This is a genomic window from Pantoea allii (genome assembly GCF_002307475.1).
GTDB classification, from domain to species: domain Bacteria; phylum Pseudomonadota; class Gammaproteobacteria; order Enterobacterales; family Enterobacteriaceae; genus Pantoea; species Pantoea allii.
On record NZ_NTMH01000053.1, the window covers coordinates 37,166 to 53,817 of the forward strand.

Annotated in this window: 13 protein-coding genes and 1 pseudogene; 6 read left to right on the top strand and 8 right to left on the bottom strand. The window is 51.5% G+C overall.

What is annotated here, in order from left to right:
* Positions 1 to 609: 609 nt before the first annotated feature.
* Positions 610 to 3,312, top strand: a complete 2,703-nt coding sequence (mgtA, locus tag CMR03_RS22990; RefSeq protein ID WP_096012748.1) for a magnesium-translocating P-type ATPase — start codon at positions 610 to 612, stop codon at positions 3,310 to 3,312.
* Between the two features lie 220 nt (positions 3,313 to 3,532).
* On the opposite strand, the gene CMR03_RS25775 is transcribed toward mgtA, so the two are convergent.
* On the bottom strand, positions 3,533 to 3,664 hold the full coding sequence (locus CMR03_RS25775; RefSeq protein WP_255474508.1) for a hypothetical protein: 132 nt from the start codon (positions 3,662 to 3,664) through the stop codon (positions 3,533 to 3,535).
* 123 nt (positions 3,665 to 3,787) lie between these two features.
* Between CMR03_RS25775 and CMR03_RS22995 the strand changes: the two genes are divergently transcribed.
* The 3 genes from CMR03_RS22995 (at position 3,788) to CMR03_RS23005 (ending at position 5,614) form a co-directional block, all read left to right on the top strand.
* Complete coding sequence (locus tag CMR03_RS22995) at positions 3,788 to 4,567, top strand: winged helix-turn-helix domain-containing protein (RefSeq protein ID WP_096012749.1); 780 nt, start codon at positions 3,788 to 3,790, stop codon at positions 4,565 to 4,567.
* Positions 4,554 to 5,027, top strand: a complete 474-nt coding sequence (locus CMR03_RS23000; RefSeq protein ID WP_096012750.1) for a hypothetical protein — start codon at positions 4,554 to 4,556, stop codon at positions 5,025 to 5,027. Before CMR03_RS22995 ends, CMR03_RS23000 begins: the two co-directional genes overlap by 14 nt.
* A 332-nt stretch (positions 5,028 to 5,359) precedes the next feature.
* Entirely contained in the window at positions 5,360 to 5,614 is a 255-nt protein-coding gene (locus CMR03_RS23005) for a FaeA/PapI family transcriptional regulator (protein ID WP_063881235.1), read from the top strand.
* 207 nt (positions 5,615 to 5,821) lie between these two features.
* Here CMR03_RS23005 and CMR03_RS23010 read toward each other — a convergent pair.
* The 4 genes and pseudogenes from CMR03_RS23010 to eitA all read right to left on the bottom strand — a co-directional run.
* Positions 5,822 to 6,031 (bottom strand): annotated as a pseudogene (locus tag CMR03_RS23010) (hypothetical protein); the annotation flags it as partial.
* A gap of 24 nt (positions 6,032 to 6,055) precedes the next feature.
* Positions 6,056 to 6,817, bottom strand: coding sequence for a siderophore ABC transporter ATP-binding protein EitC (eitC, locus tag CMR03_RS23015; protein ID WP_096012751.1), 762 nt, complete (start codon positions 6,815 to 6,817; stop codon positions 6,056 to 6,058).
* Positions 6,817 to 7,854 (bottom strand): FecCD family ABC transporter permease, encoded by a 1,038-nt coding sequence (locus CMR03_RS23020; RefSeq protein ID WP_063880664.1) that lies wholly within the window; start codon positions 7,852 to 7,854, stop codon positions 6,817 to 6,819. The genes eitC and CMR03_RS23020 overlap by 1 nt, the downstream gene beginning before the upstream one ends.
* A complete protein-coding gene (eitA, locus tag CMR03_RS23025) occupies positions 7,854 to 8,852 on the bottom strand; it encodes a siderophore ABC transporter substrate-binding protein EitA (protein WP_096012752.1) in 999 nt (332 codons plus the stop codon). Before eitA ends, CMR03_RS23020 begins: the two co-directional genes overlap by 1 nt.
* 478 nt (positions 8,853 to 9,330) lie before the next feature.
* Between eitA and CMR03_RS23030 the strand changes: the two genes are divergently transcribed.
* On the top strand, positions 9,331 to 10,275 hold the full coding sequence (locus CMR03_RS23030) for an ATP-grasp fold amidoligase family protein (RefSeq protein ID WP_096012753.1): 945 nt from the start codon (positions 9,331 to 9,333) through the stop codon (positions 10,273 to 10,275).
* On the opposite strand, the gene CMR03_RS23035 is transcribed toward CMR03_RS23030, so the two are convergent.
* The 3 genes from CMR03_RS23035 to CMR03_RS23045 form a co-directional block, all read right to left on the bottom strand.
* On the bottom strand, positions 10,272 to 11,339 hold the full coding sequence (locus CMR03_RS23035) for an ATP-binding protein (protein WP_096012754.1): 1,068 nt from the start codon (positions 11,337 to 11,339) through the stop codon (positions 10,272 to 10,274). The genes CMR03_RS23030 and CMR03_RS23035 overlap by 4 nt on opposite strands.
* Positions 11,336 to 12,034 (bottom strand): response regulator, encoded by a 699-nt coding sequence (locus CMR03_RS23040; protein ID WP_063880659.1) that lies wholly within the window; start codon positions 12,032 to 12,034, stop codon positions 11,336 to 11,338. Before CMR03_RS23040 ends, CMR03_RS23035 begins: the two co-directional genes overlap by 4 nt.
* A gap of 210 nt (positions 12,035 to 12,244) precedes the next feature.
* Complete coding sequence (locus CMR03_RS23045; RefSeq protein WP_096012755.1) at positions 12,245 to 12,784, bottom strand: GNAT family N-acetyltransferase; 540 nt, start codon at positions 12,782 to 12,784, stop codon at positions 12,245 to 12,247.
* Between the two features lie 682 nt (positions 12,785 to 13,466).
* Between CMR03_RS23045 and CMR03_RS23055 the strand changes: the two genes are divergently transcribed.
* Positions 13,467 to 16,568 (top strand): efflux RND transporter permease subunit, encoded by a 3,102-nt coding sequence (locus tag CMR03_RS23055; RefSeq protein WP_096012757.1) that lies wholly within the window; start codon positions 13,467 to 13,469, stop codon positions 16,566 to 16,568.
* Positions 16,569 to 16,652 lie beyond the last annotated feature (84 nt).

Sequence of the window (16,652 nt, forward strand, 5' to 3'; positions counted from 1 at the left end):
GGGCTCATGCAAAGAATAGTCCATTATGGGCTAATGATATGCAAAAAAGTTATAACCAATGCAGGACGGTTATAAGACGAAATGAAAATCGCAGGGTGTAACAGAAACGATTAATAAACGAAACGCCGGTTAAACGGCTATTTTCCTTTACCCGCCGGGTGCGGCGTTTATACTACGTCAAAATAGTTGCAGGAGTCATACATTGGACAGTCACCCTAAATACGATTTAACTCCGGCAAGCTAACTGCATTTCGCTGCTTGCCACCTGGCGGGCAGCAATCCCCTCTGTAGGTTTCGATTGCTCTCCTTAAAATAAACGCTGTAGTCACCGCGAGAGCACGCTATGTTGATGTATATTCTGGCACTTTTTCCTCCGCCTCGACAGGCGTAGCTGCGGGCTGCGCACCCTTTCACATTTCGTCTTCCTTTGCTTTGCGTTTATTTCGCAAGGTCCGACCTATGGCGGCCTGATATTACGGCTGCGCGGCGGGAATTATTCATCTGTCCTGAAAGGCGGACGCCTTAAATAAACCGGTCATCACCGGAAAACCGGGCATGCATTATTACGCATGCAGGATATCTGTTGCTTTAAATCAGGGAGATGTCGACATGAGCGACATGAAAATCGAACAAGCCGCAAGGGTTTATAACGCGCAACGTTCAGTAAAAAAATCAAAAACACCTTATGCCATCGAGCGCGAAGCACGCCATCGCACCGATGTGACGCTCAGCAATCTGCACAGCAGCTATGAAGGACTGACGCACGCAGAAGCCAAAGCGCGACTCGGCGACTATGGCCGGAATGAAGTCGTGCACGAGAAAGCGCCTTCTGCGTTTATCCAGTTGATTACGGCATTCAATAATCCGTTTATTTATGTGCTGATGGTACTGGCGCTGGTGAGCGGGATAACGGATTACTGGCTGCCGTTACGTGCCGGTGAGGAAACCGATCTTTCCGGCGTGATAATTATTCTGACCATGGTTACGCTCAGCGGGCTGTTGCGTTTCTGGCAGGAGTTTCGCACCAATCGCGCGGCCCAGGCACTGAAATCCCTGGTTCGCACTCAGGTCACCGTGCTGCGTCGGGAAGAGGGCTGTGCCATCTCCCGTCGCTACGATATTGATATGCGCGAACTGGTGCCAGGCGATGTCATTTTACTGAGCGCGGGGGATCTGGTGCCGGCTGACGTACGCTTGCTGACCTCACGCGATCTGTTTATCAGTCAGGCGATCCTGACCGGTGAATCCTTGCCTGTGGAAAAAAACGATCTCAGCGCTGGCGTGGAGATCGAAGAGCAACCCGGTCGCAGCGTACTTGAACTCAAAAACAGCTGCCTGATGGGGACCAATGTTGCCAGCGGCACGGCCAGAGCGCTGGTCGTCGCCACCGGCAGTGAAACCTGGTTTGGTTCGCTGGCGGCTTCATTGTCTGGTCGCCGGCCGCAAACGTCATTTGACCGCGGTGTGAACAGCGTTTCCAGGCTCCTCATCCGTTTTATGCTGGTGATGGTGCCGATCGTCTTACTGCTTAATGGCTTTACCAAAGGTGACTGGATGGATGCCACGCTGTTTGCGCTGGCCGTCGCGGTGGGTCTGACGCCGGAAATGCTGCCCATGATTGTCAGTGCCAATCTGGCAAAAGGCGCCATTGCCATGTCACGCCGCAAGGTCATTGTTAAACGCCTGAACGCCATTCAGAACCTGGGAGCAATGGATGTGCTCTGTACCGATAAAACCGGCACGCTGACGCAGGACAATATTTTGCTGTCGGCGCACCTTAACGGCAACGGCGAAGAGGATGCACGAGTCTTGCTGCTGGCATGGCTTAACAGCAGCAGCCAGAGTGGGGCAAAAAATTTAATGGATCGCGCGGTACTGAAATTTGGCGAGCAAAGCCTGTCTAAAGCCGCGTGCAGTCAGTTTCAGAAAGTCGACGAGCTGCCCTTTGACTTTGTCCGCCGTCGTGTGTCGGTGGTGGTGGAAGATCTGCATAACCATCGTCCGCTGTTGATCTGCAAAGGCGCGGTAGAAGAAATGCTGGCAGCGGCGACCTCGTTGCGCCAGGGCGATGCGACAATTCCACTGTGCGAGCAAAAGCGTGCAGCGTTGTTAGCGCTGACCCGTCATTACAATCAGCAGGGTTTTCGTGTGCTGCTGGTCGCTACGCGCGAGGAGGGAATATCGCTGCCGCTGTGCCGCGATGATGAGTGCGAATTAACCCTTGAAGGTATGCTGACGTTTCTGGACCCACCAAAAGAGAGCGCGGGCAAGGCAATCCAGGCGCTGAAAGACAGCGGGATTAAGGTCAAAGTGCTTACTGGCGATAACCCGTTAGTGACAATGCGTGTCTGTCAGGAAATCGGGCTGGCTTCAGAAGCCATGCTGACCGGCAACGACATCGACGCCATGAGTGACGACGAACTGCGTCGGGACGTAGAACGCTGCATGATTTTTACCAAACTCACGCCTCAGCAGAAGTCACGTGTGCTTAAACTGCTGCAGCAAAATGGACACACCGTCGGCTTTCTTGGCGACGGGATCAACGATGCGCCCGCACTGCGCGAGGCGGATGTCGGGATCTCGGTCGACAGCGCGACAGATATCGCCAAAGAGTCATCGGACATTATTTTGCTGGAAAAAGACTTAGCGGTATTGGGCGAGGGCGTGCTGAAAGGGCGTGAAACCTTTGGCAATATCATCAAGTACCTGAACATGACGGCCAGTTCAAATTTTGGCAATGTGTTCTCCGTGCTGATTGCCAGTGCGTTTATTCCTTTTCTGCCCATGCTGTCTGTTCAGCTCCTGATTCAGAATCTGATGTATGACATCTCTCAGTTGGCGTTGCCCTGGGATAAAATGGACCGCGAGTTTCTGCGTAAACCCCGCAAATGGGATGCCGGTAACATCAAACGCTTTATGCTGTGGATGGGGCCAACGTCTTCCATTTTCGATGTCACGACCTTTGCGTTGATGTGGTATGTGTTTGGCGCGAATCATGCGGGTGCACAGTCGCTGTTCCAGTCCGGCTGGTTTGTTGAAGGCTTACTGTCACAGACGCTGGTGGTGCACATGCTACGTACGCAGAAAATCCCGTTTATTCAGAGTTGTGCCCGGTTACCCGTGCTGTTGACCACCGTGGGGATTTCCGCCGCCGGTATTCTGCTGCCATTCTCTTCGCCTGGCGCTATGGTCGGGTTAGTGCCGCTGCCATGGCACTATTTCCCCTGGCTGGTGCTGACGTTGTTGAGCTACTGCCTGGTGGCGCAGGGCATGAAAATGTTTTATATCAAACGTTTTGGGCGCTGGTACTAATTCCCCAGCGAGCAGTAAACCCATAACCTAATTAACCGCAGGTGGATGTCAGCAACGCTTCGCCCAGGCATCCACCTGTCTTCCCGCAAAATCCCCACGTTTTTCTGCATTGCACACGTTGTTATGGATCAATTTATCAAAAGCGATGCCATAAATGTAAACCAGCCGTTAGTCATTCCCTCTCTCCCGTCGGATTTCTCTGATACAATTTGCAAAAAATTCACCGCCCCAGCGTCGGGGAATCTTCAGGTAAGCCGATATCTGCTATACCGCGTCCACCACAGCGGGCGTGGGTCGTTAACATGCCGTGTTGGTCTTCACGACGATAAGGCTGCTGTATCTGAATACGCATTTATCGTTCGGGCATGGTGCTCTACAGCGAATAATTGCGCGTCTTTCCCTGAGCAGATAAAGGTTCGTTGCCACGTATGTGTTTTTTATGGGTTATCCACGCTGTTTGTTGCCGGAGGACAGAATGCAACAGACAGAGTATGTGATTGATGAGTTGGTTCGGTATATACCGGCTCAGAGTTTGCTGTGTCTGGTGGATTCCAGCGAAACCAGCGTGCCGTTATCGCCGGCCTGCAACCATTTACTGGAAATGTTTCTGAAAAGCTCCGGCGTCGTGCTGTCCCGGGAACAGATTCTGGATAACTTCTGGCAAGAAACGGGCGCAACGCCATCTTCTAACAGCCTGAATGCTTACGTTTCAGCAATACGGCGTGGGTTGTCCTCTCTTGGCATCGATCAGGAGGCGATCACCACCGTCTACAAAGTGGGGTTCGTTTTTAATCCGGTTATCCGTATCCACAAAACGGAAATCCAGCCTGAGTCTTCCCCGGAGGACATTCCTCCCGCCTCCTTACCGGTTACACGCCGCAACGCGCGTCGTTACTGGGTGTTTTTCGGCATCCTGGTGCTGGTGGGGGCTGGATTTCTGCTCCCGCAGCTCATAAGAGAAAAGACGATGACGCCCATCAGCGTCGGCCAACTTAACGGCTGTGATGTGTTTTATCTCCCGGTTCACCCTGGAGAATCGACGTTTCCGACTGAAGCGGTGTGGCGCAAAATAATTGCGAGTAGCCAGATGGCCTGTCAGAAGGGTGGTCGGTATATGTTTTATGCCGACAGGAATGTTATGGCCGGACACCCTGGCAACATGTATGTCTCTTACTGCGTCAGAACAGAGAACAAAAAAATAGCATGCTCAAATTATACAGAGCTGGGATGGAGGCCGGACAATGACAATCCGTAAAAAACGCCTTGCCTCGTTGCTGGGTCTGATAACTGTCTTAGTGGGCTTGCTGGTTTATGTCAGCTATTACTACGTTAAATCGCACAGTGAAATGTTTGAATTTACCTGTGCGGCCAATTTACAACAGCGCGATGCGACGACCGACTTTCATCTGGATGCCAGCTTTGTGCTGACGCTACGTTATTCAGGCGAGGCAATGGTCTCCGTTGATGGCACCGTGCATAAAAACGGTAAAGATTACGTATTAAGACGTAATGCGGAGTTCCAGTATTCTCCCTATATCCAGTTTCTTTATAAACTCAATCATTTCACCGTCCACCGGGGCCTGCGGGATAATGTGCCTGCTAACGTCCTGAATACTGATTTTTCTTACCTCTATATCACCAAAATAACCGATATGGATGATGCGGTATTAATTGGCACGCGCGTTTTACCGCTCATTGTCTGCCATACACGCTAACTGATTTACCGGACGTGCACGTTATAGCGGGCTGCATAAAATGCGGCACGTTCGCCTGAGTGCGCGCTTTTTTTGCTTTTCTGGTGCGCCTTGCGCGAGCTTCATGTCATCTTTTGCAGATGATAGTTTTGTATTTATTTATAAAATTAGAATTTTGTATCTAATATTGGTCTCGTTTAAGTGTTTGTGGTTGTCCTTTGGCGTCATTGTTAAATTAAGCCGTCGGTAAGATTGCCGTCAGTGAGGTTTGTTGCTGTTACAGACAGGCGATCTTATCCGGGCGTTTAATTTCTTCAATGAAGTCAGGTTTTGACCTTTATACGGAGCCAGCGATGAAAAATTTAGCATATAAAATTCAGTGTGAGGCGAAATGGAATCAGCTTCAGGAAACGGAAAGAAAACCCAAAATGAAAGACGTGATGATGTGCCTGATTAAACGTCAGGCTGAAGGCATTGTGACCCGGGACGTTGCGGATGAATGTGATATGTCTATTTATGCCGCGAGAAACTGGTTACTGAAGCTGGAAAACAGTGGCTTATTAAAAAAAGAGCCAGGACGTAAATCCTGCAAATGGTTCATCCTTTAATAATTAATACATCTTATCTCTGTTCTTATAAAATGCGCGGTGCGATCTGGCCTGCATTTTATTCTTTAATGGGCGACAAATAATCAGCAGGGCGACAGCACTCAGAAAAGGAAAACCAGCCAGCTGTAACCCGGCCGGAGTGGCTTCTGGAGACGGCGTCAGCACAGCATTTAGCGGGTTGCCCATCATGACATTCTCGATCAGCGCAGCGCCCCCGACCTGAAACATCCCCTGTTGCACGAAGGTGCGCAGCCCCAGGAGCAATCCACTCAGGTTGCCCGACAGGCGCATATCATTACGCAGAAAGAGCGCCAGAAAGGGCACCCGCGCATAGAAGCCGATAGCAAAGACAAACTGGCTGGCTGGCAGAGCCGACGTCCATAAGCCTGGAGGCGCGGCGGTAACGGTGACACAGATTTAAAAACGCAGCGCAGCGCGGCGTCAGGCATAGTAATGAATATGCTTCTTGCCATGCACTGGCGATGACTCAATTTTAGTTCTGACCTTGAACACCTCCCACAGCAGGGATTCGGTCAGGATCTCATCTGGCGATCCCTGGGCAATCAGTTCCCCCTCCAGCATCACAATCAGCCGATCACAGAAGAGTGCCGCATGATTCAGATCGTGGATGGCAACAATACTGGTAACCGGAAGTTCGCTGATCAGCTTCATCAACTGGAGTTGATGGTGAATATCCAGGTGGTTAGTGGGTTCATCAAGCAGAATTTCATTGGGTGCCTGCGCTAACGCTCTGGCGATATGCACGCGCTGCCGCTCCCCGCCGGAAAGACTTTGCCAGCCCTGATCGCAGCGTGAGCACATATCCACGCGCTTCAGTGCGGCTTCGACTATCTCGTCGTCCTGATGTGTCCAACTGGAAAAAGGCGAATGATGCGGGATTCGACCCAGTTTTACCACGTCACGTACGGTCATATTGGCGCTGGTTAACGCATGTTGCTCCACAAAGGCAACGCGACGGGCAAGTTGCTTTCTGGCAATGGATGACAGATCTTTGCCATCCAGCAGTACCTTGCCTTTATGTTGCTTACGCAGGCCAGCCAGCAGGCGCAACAGTGACGACTTACCGGAGCCGTTCGGCCCCAGCAAACCCACGGTTTCACCCGGTGACACCGCCAGGGAGACATCGTTAACGATAATTTTTTTTCCTACCTTCCAGGTAAGGTTTTGCGCGCTGATGCTCATTATTGCGTCCTGGAGCGATAAATAATAATTGCAAAGAAAGGCACGCCGACCAGCGCGGTAACTACGCCAACCGGCAGGCTTTGTGGCGCAATCAACATGCGCGATGCGATATCCGCCAGCACCATCAGAATTGCGCCTGCAATGGCACAGGCCACCAGCAACCGGCTGTGCAGCGGCCCAAAAAAGAAGCGCATCACATGGGGAACGACCAAACCTACAAAGCCGATCGAGCCTGCCATGCTGACAATCGTGGCGGTCATCAGGGCGGTCGCGGTGAACAGCACCAGACGGACCACGCCGACCGGAATACCCAGCGAGGCCGCTGCGTCGTCACCAAAGGTAAAGGCATCCAGCGCGCGGGAGTAGTACAGGCAGACCGCTAAGCCGATCAGCACAATCACCAGAACCAACTGAAACTCAGGCCAGCGCACGCCACTAAAGCTGCCCAGCAGCCAGAACATCACGTCACGTGCCTGTTGGGCGTTAGCCGAGGTACTGATAGTGTAAGCGGTAATGGCATTAAAGAGCTGCGATGCCGCCACACCGGCCAGAATGGTACGTTCTGTTCCGCCGCGCGCGCCGTTGGTCAGCAGAGCAACAAACGCGAAAGCGGCAAAGGCACCGGTAAAGGCACCCAGAGACAGCGAGATGGCGCCGGCCCCGACGCCCGATACCACGATCAACACCGCACCTGTTGATGCGCCAGCCGAAACGCCCAGCACATAGGGTTCGGCCAGCGCATTTTTCAACAGGCTCTGCAGGACGGCGCCGCAAATGGCCAGGCCCGCACCGCTCAGCGCCGCAACCAATGCCCGGCTTAAACGGAAATCCCAGATAACGCTTTCATGAATGCGATTAACGGGCACATCCGTCATACCCAGTTTATTGGTCACGGTGTACATCACCGATTTCAACGGTATCGACAGTTCGCCCACGCTGACGCCCAGCGCGATAACGACAAACAGCACGACGATGGCGATGAGCGCGATAGCAATAAAGCTCACATTACGTCGCACCAGCACAACCTCTTCACGCATTAATTCAGGCCCATCTTACGTAACTGTTCGCCAACCTGTTCTGCACCATAAATTGTCCGGATCGTCGGGTTCATCGCCTGACCGTCCATCACCACAATATGGCCTTTCTTCACGGCATCCAGCTGGCTGACCGCCGGGTCGCTTTTCAGGAACTTGATCTTTTCTTCGGCGTTATCCAGTTTCCAGCGGTTACGGTCAAGGCTGGTGACCACGATGACATCCGGATTGGTGGCAATAATGCTTTCCCAGCTCACGGTCGGCCACTCGGTTTCCGTCGTAATCGCGTTATGACCGCCTAACACATTGGCAATAAAACCCGATGCGCCGTTTTTACCGCCCACGTAAGCATCGGCAGACGGCGAGGAACTGGAGAACCAAAACAGGAAGGAGAGATCTTTTTTGCCTTTCGGGAAGGCTTTTCTCAGGGCGCTTTCGCGGGCTTTGAAGTCGTTGATCACCTGCTGGCCGCGATCTTCTACGTTAAAGATTTTGGCAAAATCGGCAATCTCTTCATAAACGTAGGACATATTCCACAGCGTGGCACGGCTACCGTAAATGTCGCCGGTGTTCTGTTTTGTGGCACACATGCCCGGAGACAGATAGGTATTCACCCCCACTGACTCAAAGTCTTCACGTTTGGCAACCTTGCTGTTAGGCCCCATCAGCAACTGAATTTGTGCGGCAACAAAGTCGGGATTCTTCGCCAGGATGGACTCCAGCGTGGGGATCTCCACCGTCAGTACCGGCACTTTGGCGTTTTGTTCCGCTAACTGGGGTAAGACTTTGGTCGGCCAGAATGCGCTGGCAACCATTTTATCCTGTAGCCCCAGCAACAGCAGAATCTCAGCGGTATTCTGCCCAAGCGCCACCACGCGTTCGGGGGCCTTAGTAAAGGTTTCTTTCTGACCACAGTTTTCAATCGTCAGAGGATAAGTGGTTGCCCAGGCGGAACTCGTCGTCAGGAAAATAAAACTCAACAGGCTAAGCATTTTTTTCATTTGTTTTGTCCATCAATAAAATGAGACTGCGTGCTTTTAACATTCTGGCGCGGCGAATTTTATCAGACATAAAATGTAAATAGAAATCATTATTAAATGGGTTATCTTTTTGCCGAAATGTATAAAAATAACTTGAGTGATTAAAAAGACGTAACCTGACCAGTGGATATAGAAATAAATAACATTGAGCTAAAACAGGGGTGTAAATAATCCGCAGAAGTGAAGGTGGTGATGATTAACCTTATGATAGATAAAATAATATTAACCATATGAAACGTGATTAATGCGACGGCAGGGCGTTCCGGATCGCGGGTTGACCCGGCCGCAGGTACGTACAGCGCCAAATGACCTGGCTGCTGCCTGGGCAACGTCCGCAACGCTATCGGCATGGCCCGTCTGCTCCATCTCTGCTCCATCATCCACACAAACTCCAGCAATCTATTCTGCTTATCATCCTGCCACTTTCGTGGAGGATGAAATGAACAGGCTGAACTACATCGCTAAATATGTGGAATATAACCTCAAAGTCGCGAGGTATTTCCTCATCAATGACACACGTTTTCATACGCAACGACTGCGCACGTTGCTAAACAGAGAGCCGAATCTGATTCATCCTGTCACGCTGAATGAAAAAATGTGCTATCGACTGATTTATGACAGGAACCCGCTTTATACGCGGCTGGCAGATAAACTCGCCGTGCGTGAATATGTGCTCAGTCGAACCGATGAACTGATGATCGCGCCGTTAATTAATACCTACAAAAACACAAGAGATATTGATTTTAACACCTTGCCAAATAGCTTCGTTATTAAGTGCAATCACGACAGTGGCAGCACGATAATTTGCAAAGATAAAGGTACGTTCAATACGCAAGCCGCGTTATTAACGCTGGATTTGGCCATGAAGAAAAATATGTATTACTGCACACGAGAATGGCAATACAAAGACATCGTGCCAACCCTTCTTTGTGAAGAATATATCGAGCTGTTCGAGGGGCGGGACAGAGGCACGACGCCTGAAATGTTGCGTATCCACTGCTTTGCGGGTTGTGCGAGTTTTATTGAAGCCGACTTCACCGATGAGCAGGGCAGGGAATATGTGAATGTCTACAACAGAAAATGGGAACTGCAGCCATTCCAGATTGAGTATCCCAACCATCCTGCTTCGATACCGGAACCTGCGCTGTTCTATCGCGCACTCTCTGCTGCCCAGGCGCTGGCAAAAGACATTGACTACTGCAGAGTGGATATAATGCTCAAAGACGACAGCCTGTATTTCAGCGAAATAACCTTAACGCCCCAGCGCGGCAAGCTCAAAATCCTGCCTCAGGAATGGGATGCTAAGCTCGGCGCGATGTGGCAGCAGCAGGCGTACCATAAAACCCACCGATTTCCTTCCAGCCCAGCGGTGGATCTACGCTAAAGGGCAACGGGCCAGCGCAGTAAAAACAGTGAACCGCCCTGAGAGGAGGTCTGATAACTGATGTCGCCACCGTGGGCCTGCATAATCGCCTTCGCGACCGATAAACCCAGCCCACATCCCGCTGGGTTTATCGCCCGTCCCGCCGTGCCGCGTTGAAATGGCTCAAACATATGACGCTGGAAATCCTCGGGCACACCGGGGCCAGCATCTTCCACCTCAATAAAAAACGTGTTGTCCCGGTGTCCGCTGCGCACCCGGATGACGCCCGGCGTGGCGTAATTAAGGGCGTTATCAAATAAGATGGTCAGGCACTGAATAATCCGCAGCGGATCACATTGCGTAACGGCAGTATTTTGCTCAATGATCAGGTTAAATCCCTGCTCGCTAAACTGATGGCAAAACGAGGCGCTAACGTTCTCCAGCACGTCGTTAAAGGCGACGGGTTTAACATCCAGCATAAAAGAACCCCCTTCTGCCGCCCCCACGACGCGTAAATCGTCGATAAGCCGGGATAATCCCTCTGTCTGCCGCAAAAGACTTTTAAACAGCTGCGGATCGGGCTCAAATACCTCTTCTACCAGTCCCTGTAGCCTGCCGCGTAAAATCGTGACGGGCGTTCTGAGCTCATGGGCAATTGCGGCATTCCAGGACTTGCGTTCGTTATCCAGCGTCTGCAACTTTTCTGCCATTTCGTTAAAGTCTCTGACCAGAATATTGACCTCACCAAGGCGGCTCCGACTGTTAGCGGCGCGGGCACTTAAATCCCCCTGAGAAATGCGGCGTAAACTGGTGGCAACGGAGCTGAGTGGATTCAGTATTTTGGCGGAGAGCTTAAAAGCAAAAAGTAAGGCAATCAGGAAGCTGATTACAGAACTGATCGCTATCCAGACCCAGTCAAAGACCGTCATGCTTTCACTGTTACTGGCGGATAAACCGCCGGGGAAATTATCGATGATAAAGCTGTAGAACAGGTAGGAGCCCACCACGGCCACGATAATGATAGTAAATGTCAGAGACAGCATAAACAGGAGGATTTGCCGACTGAGCGCTTTGTCTTTGTTCACTTCTGTTCACCCAGGCGATAGCCTATTCCACGAATACTTTCTGGCACGCCGGATAAACCACAGCTTTCAAATTTTTTACGTAACTTGCTCATATGGCTGTCTACCGTTCTGTCGAGCGTATCGCTTTCGGGCAGGCAGGCATTAAGCAACTCTTCGCGGCTAAAGACTTTACGGGGATATTTTGCCATGTGCGTTAGCAGCTTAAATTCTGTGGTCGTCAGAACGGGCGTAAACGTCTGTCCATCGCTGTGGATCTCAACAGAGAACTCATCGGGATAGATGGTCATAAAGCGGGTTCTTATCAGGGTTTGTGGTGGGGCCTGCGTTTTGGCTCTGCGCAGAACGGCTTCGATGCGGGCGACCACTTCCGACGGGTTAAAGGGCTTAACAATATAGTCATCGGCACCCAGACGAAGCCCCATCAGTTTATCGATATCCTGATCCAGCGCGGTAACCATAATCACCGGCGTGTTGCTGTCTTTACGCAAGGTGGAAAGCACGTTCCAGCCATCTATTAACGGCAGTTGAATGTCCAGCAGCACCAGGTCAGGCTGTAAGCTTTTGATTAAGGCCAGGGCGTTTTCGCCATCTGCCGCATGTACGGCTTTCATTCCGGCGCGTTTGATGTAACTGATTAAGATATCAGAAATTTCAAAGTCATCCTCTGCCACCAGGATTAGATTATCGTTACTCATAACGCCCTCAAGATGAATAAAACCTGTTGCGGATGATGAGGGCAGCACAGTCAGACATTAAGCTCGCCCTTGCATCAGGAACATTACGCCTGTCAGTACAGGCAGACCAGCAAAAGCACCGGGCCGGGCAGCAGAATAAAACGACCTGCCTGCCATTCGCACACCGCGAGGTGACCGGGTCGCGCGGTGATGCGGCGACGGGGAAGGCTATCAGCGTCCGCACCACTCTTTCTGCAAGATGGCGAAAATCAGCGTGTTTTCATAAAGGGTTATGCCGTCATCATCAGTAAATGACACATGCTCTTTGAAACAGCCCTCCAGCCGCATTCCCAGACGCTGGCATAACTTTTGCGATCCGTCGTTATAATCCGCAACGTAGGCGTAAATGCGCCTCACATTTTTCACCTTGAATAAGTAATTAAACAGGCAGGTTGCGGCTTCCTGAGCAAAGCCATGACCGTGATATTCAGGATTAAGATACCATCCCACGCTCATTGTCTTCGCGTCAGGCTCGTCGTCGTTAGAGGCAAAAAAATGGCCAATTAAGGCATCCGTCTGTTTCAGACACAGGGCAAACTGCGTCGCGTCGCGGCTTCTGTTTTTTGCTTCCTGCACGGCGGCGGCAAAATCCTCCAGCTTCTCATCCAAAAAACAGGCTGGATAAGGATCGGATAAATACGCAAACAGGCCCGCCGCATCCTGTTCCATAAATTTTCTGATGATTAACCTTTCGGATTCGGCTATTTTCATATCAGATTTTTCCCGGTGAAATAGACAGGAGGGTTATTTTTGTCCTGTGCTGTATTAATCTGTTTAATGAATGAATTTTGGCGTATATTACGTCCTGCGCTTTTAAGTTGTCTATCTAATATATTACTTTATGAATAAATTTTTTTAACTTTTACGCATCCATACTCTCTCCATAAATTTTACATAATAGGTCATTGTTAACGGATTACACTCCGGAATAATGCGCATTATTAGAGAGTATGTGTGATGACGCCCCGGAATTTAATAAAATTAAACTTTTGTGTTTTATTTTTGTTACTGTTCGCCACCGGTTTAAATCCCGCAACAGTTTTATCACAACATCCTTATATGACCGTTCAGGGGAAAAGCGTCATAGCGACGCCGTACCGCCCTGTGAAACCCCTCAGTCGTTCTGCCGGGCGTACAGCCCAGAAAACGCTCTGGGAAGCGGTGGCTACCCATGCACTGGCCTGCCGGGGAGGCCGCGCAACCCGGCTTTTATATAAGGCTGCTCTGCGCCGACTCAGGGAGCCGTGAACGCATACAGCAGGCAAGCCAGTCACGATGATGTTGGTTTGACAGACAACGTTTTACATCAGAAATCACGCGAGGGCGCGTGAATAACAGCACAACAGATGAGGGTTTTGGCCAGCATCTTTCTTTTGTTCAGTCAGGGTAAATCATGCCTCAGTTTTTTATTAATCGACCCATCTTTGCCTGGGTAATTGCCGTCTTTATTATCTTGTTTGGTCTGCTCTCCATTCCAAAATTGCCTGTCGCACTTTACCCCTCGGTCGCACCGCCAACCATCAGCATTAACGCTTCTTATCCAGGCTCGACGCCGGAAAGCATGAATAACAGTGTGGTGGCGCTGATTGAGCGCGAGCTTTCATCGGTTAAGCATGTGCTGTATTACGAATCGTCCAGCGATACCAGTGGCATGGCGACGATAACGGTGACCTTTGCGCCAGGCACCGATCCGGAACTGGCCCAGGTGGACGTGCAAAACCGCATCAAAGTGATTGAGTCGCGGCTACCGCAGGTCGTGCGGCAGAATGGACTGAGCGTTGAAGCCTCAGGTGCTAACTTTTTGATGATCGTCGGACTGACGTCGAAGGACGGCAAGCTTACCGAGGCCGATCTCAGCGATTATTTTTCGCGTAATATTTCAGAAGAGCTTCGCCGGGTTGAGGGCGTCGGCCGCGTTCAGCTGTTTGGTGCAGAGAAAGCGATGCGAATCTGGGTGGACCCGGTAAGGCTTAGCCAGTATCGCCTGACCATCAGCGATGTCAGTCGGGCCATTACTACCGAAAATACCCAGATTGCGCCCGGACGTACCGGCGACTCGCCAGCGGTTGCCGGTCAGCAGGTTAGCTATCCATTACTGGTTAAAGGACAGCTTGGTTCACCGCAGGAGTTCGAGAATATCACCCTGCGCGCAAATCCGGATGGCTCACGCGTGGTGCTGAGCGATGTGGCGCGAGTGGAACTCGGCTCACAAACGTACAGTTTTGCCAGCCGTGAAAACGGACATGTTTCGACCGCCGCGGCTATCCAGCTTTCGTCCGGCGCAAATGCGGTAAAAACCGCAGAGCGGATCAAACTCCGCCTGAACGAGCTGAGGCAGGCAATGCCAGAGGGCATGGCTTACAGCATTCCTTTTGATACTACGCCGTTTGTGAAGATCTCTATCGAGAAGGTGATTCATACCTTTATAGAAGCCATGATTCTGGTCTTCCTGGTGATGTACCTGTTCCTACAGAACGTTCGCTATACCTTTATCCCTGCCATCGTTGCGCCCATCGCCCTGCTGGGCACCTTTACCGTTATGCTGCTGGCCGGTTTCTCGGTCAACGTGTTAACCATGTTCGGTATGGTGCTGGCGATAGGGATTATCGTTGACGATGCGATAGTGGTGGTTGAAAACGTCGAGCGAATCATGGCGGAAGAGGGGCTCGGTCCAAAAGAAGCGACGCAAAAGGCGATGAAAGAGATAACCGGTGCGGTAATCGGTATCACCCTTGTGCTGAGTGCCGTCTTCATTCCCATGGCGATGGCCAGCGGCTCCGTCGGGGCGATTTACCGGCAGTTTACGCTCTCCATGGCGGTTTCCATCTTAATCTCTGCCTTCCTGGCGCTCAGCCTGACGCCTGCGCTGTGCGCCACGTTGTTAAAATCCACTGATAAGCATGCCCATCAGAAAAGAGGCTTTTTTGGCTGGTTTAACAATAAGTTTGCCGCCATGACTCACCTTTATGGTCGCGGCGTAAGCCGCTTGTTAAAACGGGTGGGCGGCGCACTGGGGGTTTATCTGGCCCTGTGTCTGCTGCTTGTCCTTGCGATGAAAAACCTGCCTTCTTCGTTTCTGCCGGAAGAGGACCAGGGATTCTTTATGACCTCTATTCAGCTACCGTCAGACGCTACGAGTGAGCGCACGCTAAAAGTGGTTAAAGCGTTCGAACAGCAGGTGCTTTCAAGCCCCGCTATCCAGTCAAGCATCGCGATTATGGGTTTCAGCTTTGCGGGGTCCGGCCCCAACTCCGCCATGGCCTTCACGACGTTAAAAGACTGGGGCGAACGGCAGGGGGCCACTGCCTTTTCCGAAGCCGAACGTGCTCAGAAAGTGATGTCGGCTAATCCCGACGCGGATACCTTCAACCTCATCCCGCCGGCCATTGACGGACTGGGTAATTCATCGGGTTTTACCCTTCGCCTGCAGGATCATGCTGGTAAAGGTTATGCAGCGCTGAAACAGGCGGAAGAGCAGCTACTGGCCCTGGCGGCGAAAAGCCATGTGGTGCGGGATGTGTACGTTGACGGTTTACCCGATGGGCAGATGATCAGGCTTAATATCGATCGGCAAAAGGCCTTTGCCATGGGGGTTTCTTTTGACGAAATCAGCCAGACGTTGTCCGGTGCGATGGGGTCGCTTTACGTTAATGATTTCCCAAACAGCGATCGTATGCAGCAGGTCATCATTCAGGCCGACGCGAAATATCGTATGCAGCTCGACGATATACTCGGATTGTATGTCCGTAATGCGACGGGCGGGATGGTTCAGCTCTCTGAATTTGTTCATGCCGAATGGGAAACAGCACCATTGCAGTTAGTCCGTTATCAGGGCTATCAGTCCATAAAGATAAACGGCAACCCCGCACAGGGATATTCAAGCGGCGATGCGCTTAACGAGATGAGTCGCCTGGCTAAACAGCTGCCTGAAGGATTCGCGATTGAGTGGACCGGTGGCTCGTTGCAGGAGCAGCAATCGGCTTCCGAAGCGCCGATGCTGATGGTGCTGTCCATGCTGGTGGTGTTCCTGGTGCTGGCAGCCCTTTATGAAAGCTGGTCAGTCCCGGTCTCCGTTATGCTGGTTGTGCCGCTTGGGCTGCTGGGCGCGGTCATTGCCGTCAGCCTGATGAATATGCAGAATGATGTTTTCTTCAAAGTCGGCATGATCACCATCATTGGACTGTCCGCAAAAAATGCCATTCTGATTGTCGAATTTGCTAAACAGATGCATGAAGGGGGAAAAGGGCTGGTTGAGGCAACGCTGGAAGCTTCGCGTATGCGTTTGCGACCTATCCTGATGACATCACTTGCCTTTACGTTAGGCGTAATGCCGTTGATGCTGGCTAGCGGGGCCAGTGCCAGAACGCAGCAGGCGATTGGCAGCGGCGTGTTTGGCGGCATGATCAGCGGCACGCTGCTGGCAATATTCTTTGTACCGCTGTTCTACTTTTCCGTTATGAAAGTCACAGAGAAGTTGGCGCGTAAAAGGTCTTAACAGTCCTTGAAAAACGGACGTGATGGCAAGCCTGAACCCGGTATGCTGTCGCGTCCTTTCCGTCTGCATCGCTGCCAGGCCTGC

Bases quoted from the DNA above. Each gene is read 5' to 3' on its own strand.
- mgtA (WP_096012748.1), top strand. From the start codon at position 610: ATGAGCGACATGAAAATCGAACAAGCCGCAAGGGTTTATAACGCGCAA.
- CMR03_RS25775 (WP_255474508.1), bottom strand. From the start codon at position 3,664: ATGCGTATTCAGATACAGCAGCCTTATCGTCGTGAAGACCAACACGGC.
- CMR03_RS22995 (WP_096012749.1), top strand. From the start codon at position 3,788: ATGCAACAGACAGAGTATGTGATTGATGAGTTGGTTCGGTATATACCG.
- CMR03_RS23000 (WP_096012750.1), top strand. From the start codon at position 4,554: ATGACAATCCGTAAAAAACGCCTTGCCTCGTTGCTGGGTCTGATAACT.
- CMR03_RS23005 (WP_063881235.1), top strand. From the start codon at position 5,360: ATGAAAAATTTAGCATATAAAATTCAGTGTGAGGCGAAATGGAATCAG.
- eitC (WP_096012751.1), bottom strand. From the start codon at position 6,817: ATGAGCATCAGCGCGCAAAACCTTACCTGGAAGGTAGGAAAAAAAATT.
- CMR03_RS23020 (WP_063880664.1), bottom strand. From the start codon at position 7,854: ATGCGTGAAGAGGTTGTGCTGGTGCGACGTAATGTGAGCTTTATTGCT.
- eitA (WP_096012752.1), bottom strand. From the start codon at position 8,852: ATGAAAAAAATGCTTAGCCTGTTGAGTTTTATTTTCCTGACGACGAGT.
- CMR03_RS23030 (WP_096012753.1), top strand. From the start codon at position 9,331: ATGAACAGGCTGAACTACATCGCTAAATATGTGGAATATAACCTCAAA.
- CMR03_RS23040 (WP_063880659.1), bottom strand. From the start codon at position 12,034: ATGAGTAACGATAATCTAATCCTGGTGGCAGAGGATGACTTTGAAATT.
- CMR03_RS23045 (WP_096012755.1), bottom strand. From the start codon at position 12,784: ATGAAAATAGCCGAATCCGAAAGGTTAATCATCAGAAAATTTATGGAA.
- CMR03_RS23055 (WP_096012757.1), top strand. From the start codon at position 13,467: ATGCCTCAGTTTTTTATTAATCGACCCATCTTTGCCTGGGTAATTGCC.